A 23,171-nucleotide genomic window follows, 5' to 3' on the forward strand; every position below is an offset into this window, starting at 1 on the left:
TGGTACTGCAGGGGGGACCCTGTGGGAGAGTAGGACACCGCCGAACAATCATTGGGAAAGGCCCACACCGTATGGTGTGGGCCTTTCCGCATTTCTAGAACACTACGTCCGATGTGGCGACCGTGCCGCCTTTTCGGCCCGGAGCCTCCTGCCACTGCCAGTAGAGGTTCGTATGGGAGATGACCAGCTCCGGCGCCGGCGCACCGTACGCGGTGAGGTCCTCCGTGGTGTGCGCGTCTCCGACCAGCGTGACGTCGTAACCGCGGACCATCGCCCCGTGCAGCGTGGAGCGGATACAGGCGTCGGTCTGGGCGCCCGTGACGACCACGCGGCCCACGCCGTGCCGGGCCAGGACGGACTCCAGCTCGGTGTCCTCGAAGGAGTCGCCGTACCGCTTGGGGACGAGGGCCTCGGTGTCCTCCTCACGGACCAGCTCCGGGACGTACTGCCAGGGAGCGCTGTCCGGCTTCAGCTCGTCGCTGGAGTGCTGGATCCAGATCACCGGGACCGACTCGGAACGGGCCTTGGCGAGCAGGGTGTTGATGTTGGCGATGACCTCGTCGCGATGAGGGGAGCCATCCACCACTCCGTTCTGCACGTCCACGATCAGCAGGGCGGTGTGCGGGCGGTTCGGCAGAGTCGTCATGGCCTCCACAGTAGGCCGGGGCACTGACAACGGGCGCCGTGCGAGCCGTCGTAAACGAGGTGAGGCGTGTGGACGGCTGCGGCTACCGTGGCCGTATGGATGGGATCACCGGCGGTGACTACGTTGTTCGCGCGATACGGGCCGACGAGTGGGAGGCCGTGAAGCGGTTGCGGCTCGTCGCGTTGCGGGACCCGGTGGCGCGTATCGCCTTCATGGAGACCTACGAGGACGCCGTGGCACGGCCGGACTCCTTCTACCGGGAGCGGGCCGAGCGATCGGCCGAGGAGCCGAGCGGGGCGCGGCAGTTCATCGCCGAGGCGGCGGACGGGACGTGGGCCGGGAGCCTGACCGTGCTGGTCGAAGAGGCCGGCTCGACGGACTGGGCCGGAGCCCCGGTCGAGCGGCGGCAGGGACATGTGGTCGGCGTGTTCGTCCGGCCCGAGCACCGCGGGAACGGTCTGATCAAGGCGTTGTTCGACGCCGGTGTGGCCTGGGCGCGGGAACAGGGCGTCGAGCGGGTGCGGCTGCTGGTGCACCAGGACAACCCGCGCGCCCAAGGGGCCTACCGCAAGGCGGGGTTCGTACCGAGCGGGGTGACCGTGCCGTTCGACAAGGACGACTCGGAAGACGAGTTCGAGTTCGTCCTGGAGTGGGCTTCCTAGGCGGTCGGGCGGACCGGCAGCTCCCGGTGCGGCCAGCGGGAGCGGGCCTGTTCGTGGGAGCGGATCAGCGCGAGCGTCGGCAGGCCCTGGTCGACGCCGGTGGCGAGCAGATCGGGCAGCTGAGGAAGCGGAGCGACGGCCGCCACGTCGTCCAGGACCAGGGTGAGTGGTGGGTCGAGCCGACCGGAGGATGACCGTTCGGCCATGCGCCGGCCGCGCTCGACCACGCTGGAGGCGAGTGCCGTCACGAGAGGCATCGCGCCCGGGTTGGTCCTGGGGTCTTCGATGGATTCACCCACCAGGTAAAGCGTGCCCCCTTCGGAGACGAAGGAATCCAGGGCGAGGGCATCGGATCGGTTCGGCGTGCACGCCTCGCGGATGTTGACCGTGAACAGGGCGGCGAGCGCGCGGGCCGTCAACTCCTGCGCGATGTCGCGGCGTTCGGGGTGGGAGGTGAGGGCGGCCTCGAGTTCGCCGGCCGCGCCGGGAGCCGCCTTCGGGTGGGTGCGGAGGGTCCGGACGGCGTCCTGGACGCCGGTGCCCTGTGCCCAGCGGTGGACGTGCCGGATCGTGCGGTTCTCCAGGGCGGCGGCGTGCAGGTAGCTGCGCAGGAGCGTCTCGGCCGTGTCGGTGACGGCCTGGTCGATCCTGGCGGTGGGTTTCACGGGGGTCAGGAGTGCCTGGGCGCGGTGCACCGCGGTCTGCTTGTCGTCGCAGTGGGCCGTGGGGGACCAGTGGAAGCGGGCCGGGGTGTCGCAGAGGTGGTGGGGGTCGTAGAGGAGGATCGGGCCGAGCTTGGCGCGGGCGTCCTTGGTGTCGGACCACAGGGCCGGGTTCGAGGTGACGACGAGGGCGGGGCCGGCCGCGTCTCGGATGGCCTGGGCCGCGGTGGCGCGGCGGCTGTCCCTGGGCGCGATGTGGATGTCCGTCCATCCTCCGGCCTGGGCGGCGACCGCGGGAAGGAAGGCGGCCGTCGACTCGATGAGGACGGGGGCCGCCGGGAGCGGCTCGGTCACGGCGGGGACGGCCGGTGCCGGGCCGGCTTCGGGTGTCGCTTCCGGTGCGAGAGCCGGTGCTGGTGGCGGCGCCGGTAGCGGTGCCGTGCGGGGCTCCGGGAGCGGTGGTGCCGTGGCGGCGGCGTGCCTCTCCGCCGCTCGTCGTCTTCTGCCGGCACGCCAGCGGGCCACCGTGCCCATCACGAAGACCGTCAGGACCAGCAGGATCATCAGCTGGCCGATGAACAGGCCCCAGAACAGCCCCCATCCGGACAGCTGGGCGGGCGGTGTGTCCGGCCAGGCGCCCGCGACGTCGTGCGGTGCGCCGATGAGGTGGCGCATCGCGAGCGGGGTGCGGGTCAGGTCGACGGACGACGGCCAGGCGCCCTGCGCGAACCAGGCCGCCAGGCCGGTCGCCGTCCACACCAGTGCCGTGATGCCGAGCAGGAACGCGAGTATGCCGATCAGCAGGCCGTCGGGGATGCCGCCGCCGCTGAGCTGCTCGCGCTCCTGCCGGGGGTCCGGTCTCACGATCGGGTCCTCCCTACGCCACCGTCGATTCCGAGTCGCCGAGGTGCTGCTCGACGAAGGCCGCCGCCCGCTGTTCCGCCTCCAGTTCGGCGGCGCGCAGGGCGTCGTCGGCGGCGAGCTGGTCGGCGGACGACTCGGTCATCGCGCGGTCCGTGAAGACGAGCGGCCGTTCCGTCTCGGTGACCAGGTGTTTGACCACCTGGACGTTGCCGTTGACGTCCCAGACGGCGATGCCCGGCGTGAGGGTCGGGATGATCTCGACCGCCCAGCGTGGCAGGCCGAGGACCCGGCCGGTGGCGCGCGCCTCGTCCGCTTTCTGGGCGTAGATCGTCCGGGTCGACGCCATCTTCAGGATCGCCGCCGCCTCCTTGGCGGCCGCGCCGTCCACGACGTCGGAGAGGTGGTGGACGACCGCGACGAAGGAGAGGCCGAGCCGGCGGCCGAACTTCAGCAGTCGCTGGAAGAGCTGGGCGACGAACGGGCTGTTGATGATGTGCCAGGCCTCCTCGACCAGGAAGATGCGCTTCTTCCGGTCGGGGCGGATCCAGGTGTGCTCCAGCCACACGCCGACGATCGCCATGAGGATGGGCATGGCGATGGAGTTGCGGTCGATGTGGGAGAGGTCGAAGACGATGAGCGGCGCGTCGAGGTCGATGCCGACGGTCGTCGGGCCGTCGAACATGCCGCGCAGGTCACCGTCGACCAGGCGGTCCAGGACCAGGGCGACGTCCAGGCCCCAGGCCCGTACGTCGTCTATGGCGACGTTCATCGCCTCGGCGGACTCCGGTTCGGGGTGCCGCAGCTGCTCGACGATGTCCGTCAGGACCGGCTGGCGGTCCAGGATCGTCTCGTTGACGTAGGAGTGGGCGACCTTGAGGGCGAAGCCCGAGCGTTCGTCGAGGCCGTGGCCCATCGCCACCTCGATGATGGTGCGCAGCAGCGCCAGCTGGCCCGTGGTGGTGATGGAGGGGTCCAGCGGGTTGAGGCGGATGCCGTGGTTCAGGGCGGCCGCCGGGTCGAGCCGGATGGGGGTTATCCCCAGCTCTTCCGCGATGAGGTTCCACTCGCCGACGCCGTCCTCGCCCTGGGCGTCCAGGACGACGACCTGCCGGTCGCGGAAGCGCAGTTGCCGGAGGACGTACGTCTTCTCCAGGGCCGACTTGCCGTTGCCGGACTCGCCGAGGACCAGCCAGTGCGGGGCCGGGAGCTGCTGGCCGTAGAGCTGGAAGGGGTCGTAGATGTAGCCCTTGCCGGAGTACACCTCGCGGCCGATGATGACGCCCGAGTCGCCGAGGCCGGGGGCGGCGGTGGGCAGGTAGACCGCCTGGGCCTGGCCGGTCGAGGTGCGGACCGGGGAGCGGGTCGTCTCGACCTTCCCGAACAGGAAGGACGTGAAGGCTTCGGTGAGGACGGACAGCGGGTCCCTCATCAGCGCATCAGCCTCTACCTTCGGATTCCGGTGGCGAAGGGAAGTGTGTTCACGAAGGCGCGGTGGTGCTCGCGGTCGCACCATTCCAGTTTGAGGTACGACTTTCCCGCGGACGCCCTTATCGTGCGCTTGTCGCGGTTGAGGGCCTCCGGGGTGCGGGAGGAGACCGTGATGTAGCCGACCAGGTTGACGCCGGCGGCGCCGCTGGCGAGGTCCTCGCCGCGCTGGTCGAGGCGGTTGTGGGCGGCGATGTCGCGCGGGTCGACGGTGCGGTTCATCTTGGCGGCGCGGGACGCCTCGGCCTCGTCGTTGGTCTTCTCGGTCAGCATGCGTTCGATGGCGACCTCGGTGGGTTCGAGGTCCATGGTGACCGCCACCGTGCGGATGACGTCCGGGGTGTGGACGAGCAGCGGGGCGAGGAAGTTGACGCCGACGGGGGTCATCGGCCACTCCTTGACCCAGGCGGTGGCGTGGCACCAGGGCGCGCGGGTGCTCGACTCGCGGGTCTTCGCCTGGAGGAACGTGGGCTCCATGGCGTCCAGTTCGGCCGGCCAGGCGTTGCGCTGGGTCATCGCCTGGATGTGGTCGATGGGGTGGTCCGGGTCGTACATGGAGTGGATGAGGGAGGCGAGGCGGCCCTGGCCGAGGGGCTGGCGGACGCGGATGTCCGCTTCCTGGAGGCGGGAGCAGATGTCGGTGAGTTCGCGGGCCATGACGACGGCGAGTCCGGCGTCGCGGTCCAGTTTGCGGCCGGACTGCGGGCGGGCGGCGCGGGCCATCGCCTGGGCCTCGGCGGCCAGTTCGCGTGAGTAGTGCATGCAGGCGACGAGGTAGGCGCGGTGCTGCTCGCTGCTGGTGGAGACCATGGACTGCAGCTGGTCGTACGACTGCGACAGCCAGCCCGGTGCCTTCTCGTCGCCGCGCTGGGCGACGTCCTTGGCGTGGGCGTCGGGGTCGGCGGGGAGGGTGCGGGCGAGCATCTGCAGGCGGGTGACGAAGCCGTCGCCGTTGGCCACGTGCTTGAGCAGGGTGCCGAAGCGGTCGACGAGGGCTTCCTGGTCCTCGGAGTCGCGCAGGCCGACGCCCGGACCCTCGATCTCGATCGCGGCGGTCACCGTCTTGCGGTCGGCGTGCAGGAGGACGGCGATCTCGTCGGGGCCGAAGGGCGCGGCGAGCCAGCTGATCCGGCCGATGCCGGGCGGCGGGCCGATCTCGACCTCGCGGCCGTCGATCCGGGTGCCGGCCTCGGCGGCCGATGACCGGTAGACGGTGCCCCGGCGCAGGGTGCGCTTGAAACTGCGGTTGATCTCGAACCACTTGTAGAACGTGCGGCGCTTGTACGGCACGTAGACCGCCGCGAGCGCGAGCAGCGGGAAGCCCATGAGGAGCACGATCCGCAGGGAGAGGACGGGGACGAGGAGCCCGCACATCATGCCGAGGAACGCGCCCGCGATGATCAGCACGATCTCGCCGGATTCACGGTTCCTGCCGACGATCGCGTTCGGCCTGGCGCGGCCGATCAGATACGTACGGCGGGGCGTGACCGGATGGGACAGGTGGGACTCGGTCGTCAACGCCCTTCACCTCCCGAGCTGTTGTTGCGGGTGTTGCCGGCGTGCGGGGTGTTCACCGGGCTGGGCGTGCGCGGTGCGGGTGCGGCGGAGGGGACAGATCCGCCACCACCGGTCGGGGTGCGGGTGCTGTGCGCGGCGACGCCGCCCGAGGCGGGGTTGGACGGGCGGGCACCGGAGGCGCCGGAACCGCCGCCCCCGCCACCGCCGTTGTTGTCGGCGCGGGCGCTGTGCGTCCTGATGCCCTGGGCGACCAGGTTGGCGGGGCTGCTGATGACCGCTGCGGCCTTGCCCTCGGCGCCCGACATGATGCGGTTGCTGCGGCCGGCGGCGATCTCGTCGCCGAAGCCGGGGACGAACCGGTAGATCATCGCGCTGGCGAAGATGGCTAGGAGGATGATCGCGAGGCCGGAGACGACGGCGGAGAACGCGTCGGGGCCGCCGTCGGAGGACAGGGCGCCGGCGAGGCCGAGCACTATCACGATGACGGGCTTGACGAGGATGACGGCGATCATGATGCCGGCCCAGCGGCGGACGTGGCCCCACAGGTTCTTGTCGACGAGGCCGGCGTAGACGACGGTGCCGAGGAGGGCGCCGACGTAGAGCAGGGCGGCCCTGATGACGAGCTCCAGCCAGAGGACGCCGGCGGCGAGGATGCTGACCAGGGAGACGACGATCAGCATGATCGGGCCGCCGCCGATGTCGTCGCCCTTGCCGAGGGCGCCGGAGAAGGTGCCGAAGAACGTGTCCGTCTGGTTGCCGGTGGTCTTGGCGAGGACGTCGGTGACGCCGTCGGTGGCCGAGACGACGGTGTAAAGGATGAGGGGCGTGAAGGCGGACGCCAGGACGGTGAGCCAGAGGAAGCCGATGGCTTCGGAGAGGGCGGTGCTGAGGGGGACGCCTCGCACCGCGCGCTTGGCGACGGCCAGGAGCCAGAGCAGGAGCGTGAGGATCGTCGAGGCGGCGAAGACGACGGCGTACTGCTGGAGGAACTTCTCGTTGGTGAAGTCGACGTTGGCGGTCTCCTTCACGGCTGCGCTGAGCTTGTCGACGGTCCAGGAGGCGGCCTTGGCACAGCCTTGAGCGAGGGAGGAGAGGGGGTCGAGGGTGGAGGTGAGGGGGTCGGTGGTGGAGCCACCGCCTCCGCTGCCGCCGCCTTTCTCGCAGTAGTCCTTGGCAGGGCCGCGAATGAGGTCGCAGGCGTCACCGCTCGGTGTGGGGGAGGGCGAGGGTGCGGCGGCGGCATAGGTGGCCTGTAGTACCGCGGCCGTTTGAAGGGTGCCGAGGACCACGCCGAGTTTGAGGAGCCGGTGGCTAGCGCGCATACGTGAACCCTCCGAATTCCTCCACGGCCCGGGTCATGTCGTCGGCCGTGGCGGCCTGCTGGTCACGACCGACGGGAACCGGCCCGTCCTTCTGCTGAAAGTCGGTGATCTTCCAGTCGTTGTCGGCCCATGTCAGTTCGTAGGAGGTGGTGTACCAACTCTCGGTCACCGGGTTGGTCGAGGCCGCGCCGGACAGACCGAAGAGTGAGGTGTACCAGACCTCGACCGTGGCGGTGTCCGTGCTGAACAGGGTGACCTTCGTGCCGACCGGGACGACCCGGGAGACGAAGGTCTGGCCGGCCGGTGCGCTGCCGTCCTTGTTGAGGCCGATGTTCGCGAGGAACTTCGCGCTGGAGTAGGCGCTGTCCAGCCCGGCCTGTCTGTTGGCGGCGGCGTCGGGAGAGTAGATGGTGTCCACGATCGCGTGCCGTTTGGCCGTGACGAACATGTCCGTCGAGCCAAGGGCGACCGAGTAGTTGGCCGCCGCGCTCTGCGCGCCCTGCTCGCTGTGGGCGAAGCCGGTCGGGATTCCCTCGGTGCTCTTCGTCTCCACCGGCCGTGTCCCGCTCGCCGCCGTGGAGTTGCTGCTGGGCTGGGATCCGTTGCCGCCGGTCGTCTTCGCCGCGGGTGCGTCCCCGCCGCCGCCTCTGTTCGCGAAGGCGATCGCCGCGATGAGCAGGACGACCACGCCGACGACCGTCACCAGGCTTCTGGAGGAGGAGCGGCCGCCGCGGCGGGACGCGCCGCCGTAGGGGTCGCTCTCGGGCAGCCGGGTGCGGGTGTGGCCGGTCTCCGGGTAGCCGGGCTCGTCTCCGAGGCTCATGCCGGGTACTCCCCCTCCACGTCGTACCGGAACGCGTAGCAGTACGACGGTAGCCGTGCTGGTTCCCGCGCGGGCGCGGTGTGTTGACTCGACATCAGGGAGACGCAACCTCGGAGCGGGGGAAAGGGAGGTGCAGATTGGCTAGACGGCCATGCCGTACACGATCGTGAACAGGGTGCCGAGTGAGCCGATGATGAAGACTCCGGTCAGTCCGGCGATGATGAGGCCCTTGCCCTGTTCGGCACTGAAGGTGTCGCGGAGGGCCGTGGCGCCGATGCGCTGTTTGGCGGCACCCCAGACGGCGATGCCGAGGCAGAGCAGGATGGCGACGGCCATGACCACCTGGATCATCGTCTTCGCCTCGTTGCCCAGGCTGCCGAAGGGGCCCCAGTCCGGAGCGATCCCGCCGATGATGGTGTTGATGTCTCCCTTGTCGGCCGCATAGAACACGTAAGTCACCGCCCCTGGTGGGTAGTTCCGTTCGCCCCTGCCGGGTGCAGAGGTCACGCATCATTCTCGCCGAAAACGTCGCCGGAGTATGTCGACTTGACGTCATCGATTGGCGGGTTTCGTACGAAGGGATCGTACGGTCACTCTGTGTATCACGGCAGGTCACGCCGGGCAATGAGGCCTGAGCGGAACCTGTCGTGTGGTTCCGTCGTTGACCCCCTTTATGACCTGGCGCGTTGGATGAGGGCCGGTCGGGTGAGGGGTCGAGACGATGTTCTCACGGTGGCCGTGCGGAAGCGGCCGGTGGGCCCCGGCTGCTGTCGGGGCCCACGGGGATGGTGACGGGCGGTCAGCCGGTGAAGGCGGTGAGCGCTCAGGGGAGTTGGCCGGGTGGGTGAGGACGAGGAAAAACGGGCCGCGGCCGGCTGCCGTGACCCGTTTCCCTTTTGCGTGCCGCCGAGGGGACCCCACGTCCCCCTCACGGTGGCGGCTCCCCGTGACCCGACGGGGAGGTCCTGCCGGGGCTCAGCCGGTGAAGGCGTCGGTCCCTTCAGGGGTGCCCCAGCCGGTCGGGCCGTCGTAGCCCGACCGGGCGGTGCAGAAGTACGACGTGGAGCACGAGCCGTTGGATCCGCTCGTGACGTCGTTCAGTGCGGAGGTGCCGGCCGCCGTGTAGGGGTACTGGGCCGGGTAGTCGCTGCCGGCGGGGGTGCCGGCCAGGGCGTAGACCGAGGCGATGATCGGCGAGGAGGCGCTGGTGCCGCCGTAGGTGTTCCAGCCGGTGCCGTCCGCGCCGTAGGAGTCGTAGACGGAGACGCCGGTGGCGGGGTCGGCGACCGCGGAGACGTCGGCGATCATGCGCTTGGCGCAGCCGGTGTCGGTCTGCCAGGTGGGCTTGGCGTCGTAGGCGGAGCAGCCGGAGCCGGTGCCCTCGGTGCTCGACGTCCTCCAGACCGACTCGGTCCAGCCGCGGCCGGTGGAGGAGGACTTCAGGGCGGTACCGCCGACGGCCGTCACGTAGCGGGAGCCGGCCGGGTACTCGGCGCCGTAGCCCTCGTCACCGGCGCTCGCGGTGATGGCCACGCCCGGGTGCTTGTAGTACGAGGTGTCGTACGACGTGTCCGAGGACGACTCGGAGCCGCCGTAGCTGTTGGAGACGAACTTCGCGCCCAGCTTGACGGCTTCGTTCACCGCGGTGCCCAGGTTGGCGTCGGAGGCCGACTTGGCCTCGACGAGCAGGATGCTGCACTGGGGGCAGGTCGCGCTGACCATGTCGAGGTCGAGGGACTCCTCTCCGGCCCAGCCGCTGTCGGCGGAGGGCAGCGAGGTGGTGGAGCCGGTCTGGGAGACCTTCTTGAAGCAGCCGTTGGACGTCGTGCAGGCGGGCAGGCCGTAGTGCGAGCGGTAGGTCGCGAGGTCCGCGGCGGCGTTCGGGTCGTCGTAGGCGTCGACGATGGCGACCGTCTCGCCCGAGCCGGCGGAGGCGGCGGCGGAGGTGAGGCCGTAGGCCGACTGGATGTCGTTCGGGCCGTATCCGGTGGGGGAGTCGGACGCGGCGTCCGGCCGGACGGTCTTCGGGGTCACGCCCTTGAGCGCGGCCTGCTTCTCCATGAACGCGGTGGTGCCGCCGGTGACCCGCAGGGCGTCGCACGCGGCGAAGCCCTTCTTCGGGGTGGCTCCGCAGCCGGCCTTCTCGTACCGCACATGTGCCTTGGCGACCTGGGCGGCGACGGTCCGGGCGCTGACCCCGTGGGCCGTCGCGGTGGCCGCGGTGGCGTGGGCCGCGGTGCCGAGTCCGGCCGCGAGCAGGGCGGCGGTGGCCGCGGCTGCCGAGCCGGCGCGGCGCCATCTGCCGCGTATGTGGGGGGTGTCGGGGGTGGTCGTGCGCAACGTACAGCCTCCTGGAAGAGGGGGGCAGAGGCCTGCGGGTGGGGGCCACCGGCGTGGTTGCCAGTGGGGGCGGCGGCCCGCGACGACCATCGCCTTGTTCAGTACGCGACAACAAGGTGGGTGTCGGAATTCTGACTTCCGCGTTACTCAAGGACGGCCGCGGAATACTGATCATTGGGCCGTGGATGGCCGGACGTTGGGGTCCGATTGACCCGGGGCGCGGGGACGGCCGTCGACGCGCGTCGACCGGGGCGGGGTGGGCCGTCGTCAGCGGGGCTTCAGGCCGTGCAGGACGTGGTGGACGTGTTCGTCCAGTCCGGCCATGGCCTCGTGGGCCGGCAGCGCGCAGCCGGCGATGAGGGCGGCGAGGCCGTGGATGCTCGCGGCCGCGACGAGCGTGAGCCGCTCCGGGTCGCCCTCGATGATCTCGCCCCGGGACTGCGCGTCGGCGACCAGGCGGGTGAAGGACCCCAGGGAGGCGTCGATGACCTCGGCGGTCTGCACGGAGCTCTCCGGGTCGTGCTTGCGCGCGAACATCAGCTCCAGCAGCTCCGGATGGTCCACCGCGAAGGTGAGGTAGGCCTGCGCGAGCGCGGTGACCCGCGGCTCCAGGGGGGCGGTGGGGTCGTCGGCCGCGTCCAGGGCGCGCTGCAGGCGCTCGTACCCGCTCAGCGCGAGCGCGTCCAGCAGGGCCTGCTTGTCCTTGAAGTGGCGGCCGGGCGCGGCGTGGCTGACGCCGATGTCGCGGGCCAGTTCGCGCAGGGACAGCGCGGCGGCGCCCTTCTCGCGCAGGGTGCGCTCGGCGCTGGTGAGCAGCGCGGCGCGCAGGTCTCCGTGGTGGTAGGGGCGGCTGTGCGGCATGGAGGGCATCGTAACCCGTATGTTGGCGCTGGCATCTTTGTTGTCGTTGACAGCATTGTTGTCGACGCCTACATTGACCGCCATGGCTGAGAAAACTGGCACATGGAACACATCCGACCTCCCCGATCTCGCCGGCCGCACGGCCGTGGTCACCGGCGCCAACAGCGGCATCGGCCGCACCACGGCGGACGCGCTGGCCCGGGCCGGTGCGCACGTCGTCCTCGCGGTGCGGGACCCCGAGCGCGGGCGCGCCGCCGCCGCGGGGCTGGCCGGCAGCACGGAGGTGCGCCGCCTGGACCTGGCGGACCTCGCCTCGGTACGGGAGTTCGCGGCCGGCTGGGACCGCCCGCTGGACCTGCTGATCAACAACGCGGGCGTGATGATGCTCCCCGAGCAGTCCACCGCGGACGGCTTCGAGATGCAGTTCGGCACCAACCACCTGGGCCACTTCGCGCTGACCAACCTGCTGCTGCCGTATCTCACGGACCGGGTGGTGACGCTCTCCTCCGGCCTGCACCGCGGCGGCGACGGCGTGATCCACTTCGCCGACGTCAACCTCCGCGGCGGCTACAGCCCGACCCGCGCCTACGCCCAGTCCAAGCTGGCCAACCTGCTGTTCACCCTGGAACTCCAGCGCCGGCTCACCGAGGCGGGCTCCCCGGTCCGCGCGCTGGCCGCCCACCCCGGCTACGCGGCCACCAACCTCCAGAGCCGCACGGCCAACCCGCTGGCCCGGCTCGGCTTGCGCCTGGGCAACCTGGTCGTCGCGCAGGACGACCGGGCGGGCGCCCTTCCCACGCTGTACGCGGCGACCCAGGACCTGCCCGGCGCCAGCTACGTCGGCCCGGACGGCATGGGCGGCATGCGGGGCGCACCGGCGCTGGCCGGCCGCAGCCCGGCGGCGAGCGATCCGGTGGCGGCCCGCAGGCTGTGGACGCTGTCGGAGGAGATGACCGGAGTGACGTGGCCGCTCGGGGCCGGGGCAGTACGGACCGTGACCGGCGGATGAGGCCGCACGCCACCGACGGGCGGGCCCCGGCGGTGACCGTGCCACAGCGCCGGTGACCGTGCCACAGAGCCGGTGACCGCCTCCCGCCCCCGGACGGCCGCCGGACCGCCCGCGGCCGCCGGATACGGTGAGCGGGACACGACGGGCACGACGGATACGACGGTTTTCCGGGAGGCGGCCGGATGAGCGGTGGCGTGGACTTCGCGCTCGGCGGGCGCACCGCCCTGGTGACCGGCTCCGTGTGCGGACTGGGTCTGGAGATGGCCCGGGGGCTGGCGGGCGCGGGCGCGCGGGTGATCCTCAACGGCCGTGACCCGGCGGCGCTGGAGGCGGTGGCCGGGCGCCTTCGCGACGAGGGCCTCGACGCGGTGGGCTCGGCGTTCGACGTCACCGACCGGCAGGCGGCCGAGGAGGCCGTGGACGCCCTCGGCGCGATCGACATCCTGGTCAACAACGTGGGCCACCGCGACCGGCGCGGGGTCCACGAGATGACCCCGGACGAGCTGTCCGCGCTCCTGGACCTCCACCTGACCTCGGCGTACGCGCTGAGCCAGACGGTCGCCCGGGGCCTGGCCGCACGGGACACCCCGGGCCGCGTCATCAACGTCTCCTCGGTCGTCGGCCGGCTGGGCCGTACCGGCGACGTCGCCTACGCCACCGCGAAGGCCGGTCTGGACGGGCTGACCCGGGCGCTGGCGGCCGACCTGGGACCCAGCGGCACGACGGTGAACTCGGTGGCCCCGGGCACGTTCGTCACGGACGTCGACGCGGAACTCGCCGAGGACCCGGAGGGGGAGCGGTGGCTGCGCACGCGCACGGCACTGGGCCGCTGGGGGCGCCCCGCCGAGATCGCCGGCATCGTCGTCTTCCTGGCGAGCGGGGCGGCCTCCTTCATCACGGGCCAGACGATCGCGGTGGACGGCGGGATGACGACGACGTTCTGAGGCGAGGTTCACAGAAAAATCTCAGCGAAAGAGGGAACCGTTTCTCACTTTCCTGGGACACAGTGGGCGCTGATGAAGAGCACCTCACGCATCTCTTCCGTCTCGCGCCGCCTCGCGCTCGGCGCGGCCGCCGTGCTGGCCGCCACCTCGGCGTCCGTGGCGGCCGCCGACGACGGCCCCGGCCCGTTCGGAGTGACCGCGCTGGTCGGGCCGACCGCGGAGAGCGCGCGGGTCGGGGCGCTGTTCAGCGCCGACCAGGCGGGGAACCTGGCCGGGCACCACTTCTGCACCGCCTCCGTCGTGCACAGCCCGCGCCGCGACCTGATCGTCACCGCCGCGCACTGCGTGGACGGCGACGACGCGGGCGGGCTCGTCTTCGTACCGGGGTACCGGGACGGGCAGGCGCCCTACGGGGTGTGGAAGGTGGCGGAGCGGTACCTGCCCGACGGCTGGGCGAAGGGGCGGGACGAGGACAGCGACGTGGCCTTCGCCGCCGTGGAGGCACGAGGCGGCAGGCAGGTCGAGGAGGTGACCGGCGCCAACCGGTTCGTCAGCGGCATGGCGACCGGGGCCACCGCGGTGACCGTCACCGGATATCCCGACTCCCGTGAGGTGCCCGTCAGTTGCACCAACAAGCCGGTCGCGCACAGCGCCACGCAGCAGCGGATCGACTGCCCCGAGTTCACCGGCGGCACCAGCGGGAGTCCCTGGGTGAACGGCGACCACCAGGTGGTCGGGGTGCTGGGCGGGCACGAGCAGGGCGGTTCGACCGCCGACACGTCCTACAGCGTGGTGCTCGGGAGCGAGGCCGGCGAGCTGTACAAGGACGTCGTGACCGGTTGAAACGGCGTCAGCCACGCCGTCCTGCCGCTAAATAGCGCCACTCTCGGCCGAAATGGCGTTGAACAGCCCTGGCATGGGGGAGGGTTGGGGCGTGCGGAAAGTCTGGGTGATCGGTGGCGCGGCGGTCGGCGTCGGGCTGAGCTTCGTCATGCTGCTCGTGGTCGGGGTGTACATCGTCGCCGGGAACCTGCTGGGCGGCGCCGGCGGGGCCGGCAAGGCGTTGGCCAAGGGCGCGGTACCGGCTGCCTACTCCACGCTCGTGCAGAAGTGGGGCAACCTGTGCTCCGCGATCAACCCGGCCCTGCTCGCGGCGCAGCTCTACCAGGAGAGCGGGTTCAACCCGAGGGCGCAGAGCCCGGCGGCCGCGCAGGGGATAGCTCAGTTCATCCCGGGCACCTGGGCCACCCACGGCATCGACGGAGACGGGGACGGCGACCGGGACGTCTGGGACCCGAATGACGCGATTCCGTCGGCCGCCTCCTACGACTGCCAGCTCGCCTCGTACGTCAAGGACGTCCCCGGCAACATCTCGGACAACATGCTCGCGGCCTACAACGCGGGCGCGTACGCGGTCATCAAGTACAAGGGTGTGCCGCCGTACAAGGAGACCCAGAACTACGTCAGGACGATCACCACGCTGGCGGACAGCTTCGCCGCGCCCGTCAGCCGGCTCTCCCCGACCAGGCAGGCCGCCGGCGCCATCGAGTACGCCCAGAACAAGCTCGGCACCCCGTACAAGTGGGGCGGCAACGGCACAGCTCAGGACGGTGGGCGGTTCGACTGCTCCGGCCTGACGAAGGCGGCGTACGAGAGTGTCGGGATCACGCTGCCGCGTGTCGCCAACGATCAGTACAACGCCGGTCCGCACCCCGCGCGCAACGAGCTGCTCCCGGGGGACCTGGTCTTCTTCTCCACCGACCTGTCCAACTCCCGCGCCATCCACCACGTGGGCATCTACGTCGGCGGCGGCTACATGATCGACGCGCCGTTCACCGGGGCGGTCATCCGGTTCGACCCCATCGACGGCGCCGACTACTTCGGGGCGACCCGGGTCACCGAGGATGGCGCGAAAGCGCTCCCGACCACGGTGTGAACGGAGCGTATAACCCACCCCCTGAGCTGGGGGTTTGTGTCTCTCTTCGGTAACGTCTGCGTGATCATTCGGTGGAAGGTGGAACGTACTCATGGGGGCCGTGCGTTCCTGTTGACGTAGCCGACCACGGGGGTGGCCGCGAGCGGCGCACACGAGGTGCGTCCGGGACGACGACGAAGGGGCCGCAGGCACGATGGCTGTACTCGCCGAATCCGGGTCCAACCCCGACGTCGACCTGCTCTACGACATCAACGGCCTGGCCAGGGACGCACCGCACTGGTTCGACCGGGTCATGGAGTTCGTCGGCGAGTACGGGCTGCTGGTCGCGATGGTGCTGCTGGTGCTGTGGTGCTGGTGGTCCGTGCGGCGCCGGGGCGACGAGGACGCGGCGGGCACGCTGGCCGCGCTGGTGTGGGCGCCGCTCGCCGCCGCGATCGCCGTCCTCGTGAACGTCCCCATCCGCGGCTTCGTCGAGCGGCCGAGGCCCTTCCTCACCCATCAGGGGCTGGACGTCCTGGTCTCCGGCAAGACCGACTACTCGTTCGTCAGCGACCACGCGACGATCACCATGGCGCTGGGCGTCGGCCTGTTCGTCGCGCACCGCAGGTTCGGTCTCGTGGGCATCGGCCTGGCGCTGCTGGAAGGGTTCTGCCGGGTGTACATGGGGGTGCACTACCCGACGGACGTGGTCGGCGGGTTCGCCCTCGGCACCGCGGTCGTGCTGCTGCTGTCCCCGCTGGCGACCGCCCTGCTGACGCCGGTGACGAAGGCGCTGGAGGGGTCCCCCCGGATGGGGTGGATCGTGCGGCGGCGGCCGGCGGGGGTCGGCCTGGTGCCGGGCGCCCGGACGCCGGTCGAGTCGGAGGAACGGGACCTCGCGGCGTAGCCGGGAGGTCGGGCCCGCCCCGTCGGTGGCGCGGGGCCGCCGCCCCACCGGGGGCCGCGGCCGGGAAGACCCGCCGCGACCCCCGCGGCCGGTTACAGCCCCTGCGCGTAGGAGAAGAACCGGTTCGGGTCGTACTGCGCCTTCACCTTGCCGAGCTTCGTCACCGCGTCCCCGTAGTACGCCTTCTTCCAGCCGGTCAGCGTCGGGTCCGCGTAGTTCTGGTAGGCCGCGCCGGAGGCGTACGGCCGCATCGCGGTGTGCGCGGCGTCCAGCCAGGACCGGCCGGTGCTCCCGGAGGATCCGGCGCCCCACGACACGATGTACTGCGCCAGCATCCGCGACCGCCGGTGCACGAACGCGGTCGCCGTCGGGGAGACCCGGTTGACCGCGCCGCCGAGCGCCGTGAACGCGATGCTTCCGGCGCCGCCCCGCACCGCGCCGATCTGCCGCAGCACGGTCTGGATGCCGGCCGCCGAGAGCGAGCGGTCGAAGAAGTCGGAGCGGGCCGCGTAGGTCTCGCGGCCCAGCCTGCCCGCAGTGGAGCGGCCCGGCGTGGCACCGGGCAGGTGGCACTGGGGCTCGGTGGCGAAGGAGGAGCAGCCTGCGTAGATCTCCATGGCCTCCTCGTAGCCGTGGCGGCGCAGGGAGACCGAGGTGGCGTCGGCACCGGCCTGGTGGGCGAGCGCGTCCACCGCGTTCTGGAGTTCGCCGTACGTGCCCATGGAGAAGCAGGCGACCGAGACGCGCGGGGCGCTGCCCGAGTTCTCCAGGTGCAGCGACGACCAGATCTCGTCGGGCTGGGACGGCCCCCACTCCTGCCAGGCCTTCAGGACCTGCGCGGCCTTCGCCCACGGCCAGGTGAGGTACGCCGTCACGCCCTGCGGGGTCGGGTGCGTGGTGAACTGCAGCTCGGTGACGACGCCGAAGTTGCCGTTGCCGGCGCCGCGCAGCGCCCAGAAGAGGTCCTTGTTCGTCGTCGCGTCGGCGACGACCTGTGTGCCGTCCGCCGTGACCAGCGTGGCCCGGGTGAGGCTGTCGCAGGTCAGGCCGTAGGCGCGGGAGGCGACGCCGTGGCCGCCGCCGAGGACCAGGCCGGAGACGCCGACGGTGGGGCAGGAGCCCGCCGGGACGGTCACGCCCTTGGCGGCGAGGCCGCGGTAGACGTCGATCAGCTTGGCGCCCGCGCCGACGACCGCGGTGCCGCCGGAGACCCGGATGCGGTTGAGCTTGGAGACGTCGAAGATCAGGCGGCCGTCGCCGGAGGAGTAGCCCGCGTAGGAGTGGCCGCCGTTGCGGACGGAGACCTTCAGGTGGTGGGCCTGGGCGTACGCCAGCGTGGTGCGGATGTCGTCGGCGTGGGCCACGTAGGCCACGGCGGACGGCTTCAGTCCGTCGAAGCGGGTGTTGTAGAGCTGGTGGGCGGTCGTCCAGTTCGCGTCGCCGGGGCGGACCAGGGTGCCGCACAGGGCGTGGGCCAGGGCGGTCCAGTTGGCGGCGGCCGCTGCGCTGGTGGTCTTCAGCGGCGTACGAGAGGATGTGGACGCGGGTGGCGCCCCGGTCGCGCGGGACGTGGGGGTGCCGCCGGAGCCGCACCCCGCCAGTGCGCTCGCCGCGAGGGCGGCGGCCCCGCCCGATATGAAGGAACGCCGTTCCATGCCCGTGCCTTTCGTCGGCTCTCGTGGGACGAGACGGCGTGCGTCGCACACGGGTTCCCGTGTCGGGGCGACGAGCGCTGTGACGTCATACCGACTGCGATGGCGAACGGCGAATAAATGTTCGCGTAACCCGGTGGTTGGAACCGGCGCGTGCCCTCCCCGTGAGCGTTCCGTGACCTAACCGGGTTGACGGCAGGGGTTCACCCTCCGTTTACCTATGGCCATCGGCGCCTTCACCTGTTCTGCCTAATTTCGGCCTTACCCGGTGCGGTGAGCGGCCATGAATGCACAGACAGGAGGCCCTCACCCCACCACGATTACCTCGCACGCCGCCGACGGTGGCGCATCTGGAAGGAACTCCCGAAAGTGAAGCTTCAGCGCAAGAACCGGCTGCGCGCCCTGTCTCTCGGTGCTGTCGCCGTCACCGGTGCCCTGACCCTCTCGGCGTGCGGCTCGGACGACAACGGTGGCGGCAGCGGTTCTTCGAGCACCGCCTCGGCCTCCGCGAACGCCAGCTCGATCAAGTGCGACGACGCCAAGGGCCAGCTGCTCGCCGACGGCTCGTCCGCGCAGAAGAACGCGATCGACGCCTGGGTCAAGGCCTTCTCCCAGGCCTGTGGTGTGCAGATCAACTACAAGGGCTCCGGCTCCGGCGCCGGTGTGACCGCCTTCACGCAGGGTCAGGTCGCCTTCGCCGGCTCCGACTCCGCGCTGAAGCCGGAAGAGGTCACCGCCTCCAAGAAGGTCTGCGCCGGCGGCCAGGGCATCGACCTCCCGATGGTCGGCGGCCCGATCGCCCTCGGTTACAACGTCCCGGGTGTCGACAACCTGGTCCTGGACGCGCCGACCCTCGCCAAGATCTTCGACAGCAAGATCACCAAGTGGAACGACGCGGCGATCAAGAAGCTGAACCCCGACGCGAAGCTCCCCGACCTCAAGATCCAGGCGTTCCACCGCTCGGACGAGTCGGGCACGACGGACAACTTCACCAAGTACCTGATCGCCACCGCCCCGTCCGACTGGAAGTACTCCGGCGGCAAGGCCTGGCAGGCCAAGGGCGGCCAGTCCGCTCCGCAGTCCGCGGGTGTCGCCCAGCAGGTCAAGCAGACCTCCGGCGCCATCGGCTACTTCGAGCTCTCCTACGTCTCGGACGGCATCAAGGCCGTCTCGATCGACACGGGTGCCAGCAAGCCGGTCGCCCCGTCCACCGATTCCGCCACCGCCGACATCGCGGCCGCCAAGGTCGTCGGCACCGGCCAGGACCTGGCGCTGCAGCTGGACTACAAGACCAAGGCGGAGGGTGCCTACCCGATCACCCTGGTCACCTACGAGATCGTCTGCGACAAGGGCAACAAGGCCGACACCCTCCCGGCGACCAAGGCGTTCCTGCGCTACATCGCCTCCGAGGACGGCCAGAAGGTCCTCTCCACGATCGACTACGCCCCGGTTCCCGACGCCATCATCACCAAGGTCCGCTCCACCATCGAGGGCCTGAGCTAAAGATCCGCGAGTGCGGCCGAGTTCCGTGAGGAGCCCGGCCGCACCGTCCGGTGCACCGCCGCCCGGAGCCGTACGCCCGCACACCGGGGGGGTACGGCTCCTCCGAGCCGCCCGCCGAGGCGGCTCCGCAGACCGGAGAACCCGATGGACATATCTACGCAGACGACAGACGCATCTCCACCCACCCCACGACCCGGCGCGGCCGAGCAGAAGCGCAACGCCCGGGGCGCCTCCCGCGCGGGTGACCGGGTCTTCCTCGGTCTCTCCCGTGGTTCCGGCATCCTGCTGCTGGTGATCATGGCCGCGATCGCGGTCTTCCTCACCTACCGTGCCGCCCTCGCGATCAGCCGCGACCACGGCAACTTCCTCACCACCTTCGAGTGGAACACCAACCTCGTCCCGCCGACCTTCGGCATCGCGGTGCTGGCCTTCGGCACGGTGGTCTCCTCGATCATCGCCATGGCCGTCGCGGTCCCGATCGCCGTCGCGATCGCGCTGTTCATCACGCACTACTCGCCGCGCAGGCTCGGCGGCACCATCGGCTACGTGATCGACCTGCTCGCCGCCGTGCCGTCCATCGTGTACGGCCTGTGGGGCGCCCTGGTCCTCGTACCGCACATGACCGGGCTGTTCGGCTGGCTCGACAAGTACCTCGGCTGGACCGGGATCTTCTCCTGGGACGGCGGCGCACCGCGTTCGATGCTGACCGTCGGCATCCTGCTCGCGATCATGATCCTGCCGATCATCACCAACGTGAGCCGCGAGGTCTTCCGCCAGGTCCCGCAGATGCACGAGGAGGCGGCCCTGGCCCTCGGCGCCACGCGCTGGGAGGTCATCCGCATGTCGGTGCTGCCCTTCGGCCGCTCCGGCGTGATCTCCGCCTCGATGCTCGGCCTCGGCCGCGCGCTCGGCGAGACGATGGCCGTCGCCACCGTGCTCTCCCCCGACTTCGACATCCACGCCAGCCTGCTCAACCCGGGCGGCGGCACCTTCGCCCAGAACATCGCCAGCAAGTTCAGCGAGGCGACCGCGGACGGCCGTGACGCGCTGATCGCGTCCGGTCTGGTCCTGTTCGTCATCACCCTGCTGGTCAACGGCGCGGCCCGCTTCATCATCCAGCGCCGTGCGGAGTACTCGGGGGCCAACGCATGAGCACCGCAGCAGTCGACCGCCGCAGCAGCCTGCAGGGCGCGACCCTTCCCAAGTGGTCCCCCTACGCCATCGTCGGCGGGTCCATCGTCCTCGGTGTGGTCATCGGCCTCGTCGGCGGCCTGGACAGCAAGATCCAGTGGGGTCTGATCGCCGCCCTCCTGTACATCCTCGGCACCTTCGCCATCGCCGCCAGGGTCGAGGGCCGTCGCCAGGCCAAGGACCGGATCGCGACCTCGCTGGTCTGGGTCGCGTTCATCATCGCCGTCATCCCGCTGGTCTCCCTGATCTGGGTGACCATCTCGCGCGGCGTGAAGGTCCTGGACTTCTACTTCCTCAGCCACTCCATGGGTGTGGTCGCCGACTCCGAGGCCGGTGGCGGCGCCTATGCCGCGATCATCGGCTCCCTGGAGCAGGTCGGTCTCGCCACCGTGATCGGTGCCCCCATCGGCATCCTCACCGCCGTCTACCTCGTCGAGTACGGCCGCGGCCGGCTCGCCAAGGCGGTCACCTTCTTCGTGGACGTGATGACGGGCATCCCGTCGATCGTCGCGGGTCTGTTCATCCTCAGCCTCATGCTGATCTTCGACATGCAGCCCTTCGGCTTCGCCGGATCGCTGGCCCTGGCCATCCTGATGATGCCGGTCGTGGTCCGCTCCACCGAGGAGATGCTCAAGCTCGTGCCCAACGAGCTGCGCGAGGCCTCGCTGGCCCTGGGCGTGCCGAAGTGGCGCACGATCCTGAAGGTGGTCCTGCCGACCTCCATCGGCGGCATCACCACCGGCGTCATGCTGGCCATCGCCCGTATCGCGGGTGAGACCGCCCCGGTCCTGCTGCTGGTGTTCGGCAACCCGTTCATCAACAACAACCCCTTCGAGGGTGCGCAGTCGTCGCTGCCGCTGTTCATCTACCAGCAGTACGCGAACAGCGCGGGTGCCAACGCCGCGTACGACCGTGCGTGGGCGGCGTCGCTGACGCTGATCGCCTTTGTGATGATCCTGAACCTGGTGGCCCGCGGCATCGCCCGCTGGAAGGCCCCGAAGACCGGTCGCTGACCGCGGCCTACGGCGACCGACTCCCTGGAAGTGAAGAAGTAATGTCCAAGCGAATCGACGTAAGCGGACTCACCGCCTACTACGGCTCCCACAAGGCCATCGACGACATCTCGATGAACATCGAGCCGCGCACCGTCACGGCGTTCATCGGCCCCTCCGGCTGCGGCAAGTCGACGTTCCTGCGCACGCTCAACCGCATGCACGAGGTGACGCCCGGCGGCCGCGTCGAGGGCAAGGTCCTCCTCGACGACGAGAACCTCTACGGTCCCGGCATCGACCCCGTGTCGGTCCGCCGCGAGATCGGCATGGTCTTCCAGCGTCCGAACCCGTTCCCCACCATGTCGATCTTCGACAACGTGGCCGCGGGTCTGAGGCTGAACGGCAACTACAAGAAGAGCCAGCTCAACGACATCGTCGAGAAGTCGCTCAAGGGCGCGAACCTCTGGAACGAGGTCAAGGACCGCCTCAACAAGCCGGGCTCCGGCCTCTCCGGCGGTCAGCAGCAGCGTCTGTGCATCGCCCGCGCGATCGCGGTCGAGCCCAAGGTGCTGCTCATGGACGAGCCCTGCTCGGCCCTCGACCCGATCTCGACCCTCGCCATCGAGGACCTGATCGGTGAGCTCAAGGAGCGCTTCACGATCGTCATCGTGACGCACAACATGCAGCAGGCCGCGCGTGTCTCCGACCGCACCGCCTTCTTCAACCTGGCCGCCGTCGGCCAGCCCGGCCGGCTGATCGAGATCGACGACACGGAGCGCATCTTCTCCAACCCGTCGGTCCAGGCGACCGAGGACTACATCTCCGGCCGCTTCGGCTGAGCCGGACCTGACCCCTCGCGGTGCTGCATGGCGGTGCCACCGCGAGGAGGCAAAAGGGCCCGCCCCTGGCTCCCGGGGGCGGGCCCGTCCGCGTCCGCGGGCGGCTCCGGGATCGTCAGTCGCCCGTCCACAGCCTGTGGACGGGGAACGCGGCCGGTTCCGTGCCCGACTCCCGCAGCCGGGCCACGGCCCGTTCGACCATCCGGGGTCCGGTCACTCCCATGTCCTGCGCGAGCCGCCGCCAGGTCACCGCGTCCGGCCGTCCGGCGGCTACGTCCGGGGCGGGCGGTCCCGGCTCAGGTGCCGCGCCGCACGGGTGCGGCACCAGGGCGAGCGGTTCGTCCGCGGCCGCGAACCGGACCACCGAGGCCGTGCTCCGGTCCACCCGCGTGATCCGGCCGCCGGGAAACGTCGCCACAGCGCCCTCGAAGCCCAGCGCGCCCGCGCAGACCAGCGCCAGCGCGTCCGAGCAGTCGTGCACGGCGCACGTGGCGTACTCCCGCGCGGTCCCCGCCGGGACCGTCGTCCCCTCGGCCGAGGTCAGGGCGGACACGAACGCCCAGTGGCCGGCCGTGGCCCCGGGGCCCACCAGGCAGACGGTGGCGTGCTCCAGCGGGTCGAGGAGGGCCTGCACGGCGTCGCCCGCCGGTCCGGGCGGCAGCAGCCGCTCCGCGCCGCAGGGGCACGGGAACGGCCCGCCGACGGACACCACCTCGACGGCCGGGCCGTCCAGCTCGCGGCGCAGCGCGGCGAGCGTGTCGAGGACGGCGGCGGTCGGCAGCTCCCGGTCCACCAGCACCAGCCGCACGGGCGTCGCGTACGCCGCCCGGACCCAGTCCAGGTCCCGCGAGAGCCCGGCCAGCAGCTCGGGAGTCAGCCGTACGACGCCCTCCGGGCCGCCGGCCGGTCCGGGTACGGCCCGGCCCTCGTCACCGACGAGCACGACGGTCGGCACCCGCTGCGGCGCGCCGGTCCGCCGCGCCATCGCCACGGCCGCGAAGTCCCCGAGGCCGTTGCCGGCCATGACATGCATCGT

21 protein-coding genes are annotated in these 23,171 nt (G+C 70.9%); 10 read left to right on the forward strand and 11 right to left on the reverse strand.

The genetic code is table 11. The features are described from left to right. Positions 1 to 94 precede the first annotated feature (94 nt). Entirely contained in the window at positions 95 to 646 is a 552-nt protein-coding gene (locus tag ACIRQ9_RS11155; protein WP_404169930.1) for an isochorismatase family protein, read from the reverse strand. Between the two features lie 95 nt (positions 647 to 741). Between ACIRQ9_RS11155 and ACIRQ9_RS11160 the strand changes: the two genes are divergently transcribed. Next, positions 742 to 1,308 (forward strand): GNAT family N-acetyltransferase, encoded by a 567-nt coding sequence (locus ACIRQ9_RS11160; protein WP_404169934.1) that lies wholly within the window; start codon positions 742 to 744, stop codon positions 1,306 to 1,308. On the opposite strand, the gene ACIRQ9_RS11165 is transcribed toward ACIRQ9_RS11160, so the two are convergent. From ACIRQ9_RS11165 to ACIRQ9_RS11200, 8 genes are all read right to left on the reverse strand, one after another. Next, positions 1,305 to 2,834: a type IV secretory system conjugative DNA transfer family protein gene (locus ACIRQ9_RS11165; protein ID WP_404169937.1), complete on the reverse strand. Its 1,530-nt coding sequence runs from the start codon at positions 2,832 to 2,834 to the stop codon at positions 1,305 to 1,307. The two genes, ACIRQ9_RS11160 and ACIRQ9_RS11165, sit on opposite strands and share 4 nt — an antisense overlap. Before the next feature lie 13 nt (positions 2,835 to 2,847). Continuing rightward, entirely contained in the window at positions 2,848 to 4,263 is a 1,416-nt protein-coding gene (locus ACIRQ9_RS11170) for an ATP-binding protein (RefSeq protein WP_404169940.1), read from the reverse strand. Positions 4,264 to 4,277: 14 nt separating this feature from the next. Then, complete coding sequence (locus tag ACIRQ9_RS11175) at positions 4,278 to 5,837, reverse strand: SCO6880 family protein (RefSeq protein WP_404169943.1); 1,560 nt, start codon at positions 5,835 to 5,837, stop codon at positions 4,278 to 4,280. Beyond that, on the reverse strand, positions 5,834 to 7,159 hold the full coding sequence (locus ACIRQ9_RS11180) for a hypothetical protein (RefSeq protein ID WP_404169946.1): 1,326 nt from the start codon (positions 7,157 to 7,159) through the stop codon (positions 5,834 to 5,836). Before ACIRQ9_RS11180 ends, ACIRQ9_RS11175 begins: the two co-directional genes overlap by 4 nt. Then, on the reverse strand, positions 7,149 to 7,982 hold the full coding sequence (locus tag ACIRQ9_RS11185; protein WP_404169949.1) for a hypothetical protein: 834 nt from the start codon (positions 7,980 to 7,982) through the stop codon (positions 7,149 to 7,151). Before ACIRQ9_RS11185 ends, ACIRQ9_RS11180 begins: the two co-directional genes overlap by 11 nt. A gap of 141 nt (positions 7,983 to 8,123) precedes the next feature. Continuing rightward, positions 8,124 to 8,432, reverse strand: a complete 309-nt coding sequence (locus ACIRQ9_RS11190) for a hypothetical protein (RefSeq protein WP_351328461.1) — start codon at positions 8,430 to 8,432, stop codon at positions 8,124 to 8,126. A gap of 525 nt (positions 8,433 to 8,957) precedes the next feature. Further along, positions 8,958 to 10,322: a peptidase S8 gene (locus ACIRQ9_RS11195; protein ID WP_404169952.1), complete on the reverse strand. Its 1,365-nt coding sequence runs from the start codon at positions 10,320 to 10,322 to the stop codon at positions 8,958 to 8,960. 267 nt (positions 10,323 to 10,589) lie between these two features. Continuing rightward, the gene (locus ACIRQ9_RS11200) at positions 10,590 to 11,192 is read right to left on the reverse strand and encodes a TetR/AcrR family transcriptional regulator (protein WP_404169955.1); all 603 of its coding nucleotides are present in this window, start codon (positions 11,190 to 11,192) and stop codon (positions 10,590 to 10,592) included. 73 nt (positions 11,193 to 11,265) lie between these two features. Between ACIRQ9_RS11200 and ACIRQ9_RS11205 the strand changes: the two genes are divergently transcribed. From ACIRQ9_RS11205 to ACIRQ9_RS11225, 5 genes are all read left to right on the forward strand, one after another. Beyond that, a complete protein-coding gene (locus tag ACIRQ9_RS11205; RefSeq protein ID WP_404169958.1) occupies positions 11,266 to 12,192 on the forward strand; it encodes an oxidoreductase in 927 nt (308 codons plus the stop codon). Positions 12,193 to 12,374: 182 nt separating this feature from the next. Beyond that, positions 12,375 to 13,136 (forward strand): SDR family oxidoreductase, encoded by a 762-nt coding sequence (locus ACIRQ9_RS11210; protein ID WP_404169961.1) that lies wholly within the window; start codon positions 12,375 to 12,377, stop codon positions 13,134 to 13,136. A gap of 72 nt (positions 13,137 to 13,208) precedes the next feature. Further along, positions 13,209 to 13,979, forward strand: a complete 771-nt coding sequence (locus ACIRQ9_RS11215) for a trypsin-like serine peptidase (RefSeq protein ID WP_404169964.1) — start codon at positions 13,209 to 13,211, stop codon at positions 13,977 to 13,979. A 73-nt stretch (positions 13,980 to 14,052) separates the two neighbouring features. Then, a complete protein-coding gene (locus tag ACIRQ9_RS11220) occupies positions 14,053 to 15,072 on the forward strand; it encodes an NlpC/P60 family protein (protein WP_404169967.1) in 1,020 nt (339 codons plus the stop codon). A gap of 193 nt (positions 15,073 to 15,265) precedes the next feature. Continuing rightward, the gene (locus ACIRQ9_RS11225) at positions 15,266 to 15,958 is read left to right on the forward strand and encodes a phosphatase PAP2 family protein (RefSeq protein WP_404169970.1); all 693 of its coding nucleotides are present in this window, start codon (positions 15,266 to 15,268) and stop codon (positions 15,956 to 15,958) included. Positions 15,959 to 16,050: 92 nt separating this feature from the next. On the opposite strand, the gene ACIRQ9_RS11230 is transcribed toward ACIRQ9_RS11225, so the two are convergent. Next, positions 16,051 to 17,613: an FAD-binding oxidoreductase gene (locus tag ACIRQ9_RS11230; protein WP_404169973.1), complete on the reverse strand. Its 1,563-nt coding sequence runs from the start codon at positions 17,611 to 17,613 to the stop codon at positions 16,051 to 16,053. 366 nt (positions 17,614 to 17,979) lie between these two features. On the opposite strand from ACIRQ9_RS11230, the gene pstS reads away from it, so the two are divergent. The 4 genes from pstS to pstB all read left to right on the forward strand — a co-directional run bounded on the left by pstS (position 17,980) and on the right by pstB (position 22,135). After that, positions 17,980 to 19,113 (forward strand): phosphate ABC transporter substrate-binding protein PstS, encoded by a 1,134-nt coding sequence (pstS, locus tag ACIRQ9_RS11235; protein ID WP_404169976.1) that lies wholly within the window; start codon positions 17,980 to 17,982, stop codon positions 19,111 to 19,113. 144 nt (positions 19,114 to 19,257) lie between these two features. After that, positions 19,258 to 20,265 carry a phosphate ABC transporter permease subunit PstC gene (pstC, locus tag ACIRQ9_RS11240; RefSeq protein WP_404169979.1) on the forward strand — a complete coding sequence of 336 codons (1,008 nt, stop codon included), beginning with the start codon at positions 19,258 to 19,260 and terminating at the stop codon, positions 20,263 to 20,265. Beyond that, positions 20,262 to 21,317, forward strand: coding sequence for a phosphate ABC transporter permease PstA (gene pstA / locus ACIRQ9_RS11245; protein ID WP_404169982.1), 1,056 nt, complete (start codon positions 20,262 to 20,264; stop codon positions 21,315 to 21,317). The genes pstC and pstA overlap by 4 nt, the downstream gene beginning before the upstream one ends. A gap of 41 nt (positions 21,318 to 21,358) precedes the next feature. After that, the gene (pstB, locus tag ACIRQ9_RS11250) at positions 21,359 to 22,135 is read left to right on the forward strand and encodes a phosphate ABC transporter ATP-binding protein PstB (protein ID WP_404169985.1); all 777 of its coding nucleotides are present in this window, start codon (positions 21,359 to 21,361) and stop codon (positions 22,133 to 22,135) included. A 115-nt stretch (positions 22,136 to 22,250) separates the two neighbouring features. Here the strand turns inward: pstB and ACIRQ9_RS11255 are convergent, their stop codons facing one another. Next, the gene (locus tag ACIRQ9_RS11255; RefSeq protein ID WP_404169988.1) at positions 22,251 to 23,159 is read right to left on the reverse strand and encodes a hypothetical protein; all 909 of its coding nucleotides are present in this window, start codon (positions 23,157 to 23,159) and stop codon (positions 22,251 to 22,253) included. Positions 23,160 to 23,171 lie beyond the last annotated feature (12 nt).

The sequence above is a fragment of the Streptomyces sp. NPDC101237 genome, assembly GCF_044767465.1.
Classification (GTDB): Bacteria; Actinomycetota; Actinomycetes; order Streptomycetales; family Streptomycetaceae; genus Streptomyces; species Streptomyces gramineus.

Coding starts and splice junctions, on each gene's coding strand:
- ACIRQ9_RS11155 (WP_404169930.1), bottom strand. CDS start 646: ATGACGACTCTGCCGAACCGCCCGCACACCGCCCTGCTGATCGTGGAC.
- ACIRQ9_RS11160 (WP_404169934.1), top strand. CDS start 742: ATGGATGGGATCACCGGCGGTGACTACGTTGTTCGCGCGATACGGGCC.
- ACIRQ9_RS11170 (WP_404169940.1), bottom strand. CDS start 4,263: ATGAGGGACCCGCTGTCCGTCCTCACCGAAGCCTTCACGTCCTTCCTG.
- ACIRQ9_RS11180 (WP_404169946.1), bottom strand. CDS start 7,159: ATGCGCGCTAGCCACCGGCTCCTCAAACTCGGCGTGGTCCTCGGCACC.
- ACIRQ9_RS11185 (WP_404169949.1), bottom strand. CDS start 7,982: ATGAGCCTCGGAGACGAGCCCGGCTACCCGGAGACCGGCCACACCCGC.
- ACIRQ9_RS11200 (WP_404169955.1), bottom strand. CDS start 11,192: ATGCCCTCCATGCCGCACAGCCGCCCCTACCACCACGGAGACCTGCGC.
- ACIRQ9_RS11205 (WP_404169958.1), top strand. CDS start 11,266: ATGGCTGAGAAAACTGGCACATGGAACACATCCGACCTCCCCGATCTC.
- ACIRQ9_RS11210 (WP_404169961.1), top strand. CDS start 12,375: ATGAGCGGTGGCGTGGACTTCGCGCTCGGCGGGCGCACCGCCCTGGTG.
- ACIRQ9_RS11215 (WP_404169964.1), top strand. CDS start 13,209: ATGAAGAGCACCTCACGCATCTCTTCCGTCTCGCGCCGCCTCGCGCTC.
- ACIRQ9_RS11220 (WP_404169967.1), top strand. CDS start 14,053: ATGGGGGAGGGTTGGGGCGTGCGGAAAGTCTGGGTGATCGGTGGCGCG.
- ACIRQ9_RS11225 (WP_404169970.1), top strand. CDS start 15,266: ATGGCTGTACTCGCCGAATCCGGGTCCAACCCCGACGTCGACCTGCTC.
- ACIRQ9_RS11230 (WP_404169973.1), bottom strand. CDS start 17,613: ATGGAACGGCGTTCCTTCATATCGGGCGGGGCCGCCGCCCTCGCGGCG.
- pstC (WP_404169979.1), top strand. CDS start 19,258: ATGGACATATCTACGCAGACGACAGACGCATCTCCACCCACCCCACGA.
- pstA (WP_404169982.1), top strand. CDS start 20,262: ATGAGCACCGCAGCAGTCGACCGCCGCAGCAGCCTGCAGGGCGCGACC.
- pstB (WP_404169985.1), top strand. CDS start 21,359: ATGTCCAAGCGAATCGACGTAAGCGGACTCACCGCCTACTACGGCTCC.
- ACIRQ9_RS11255 (WP_404169988.1), bottom strand. CDS start 23,159: ATGGCCGGCAACGGCCTCGGGGACTTCGCGGCCGTGGCGATGGCGCGG.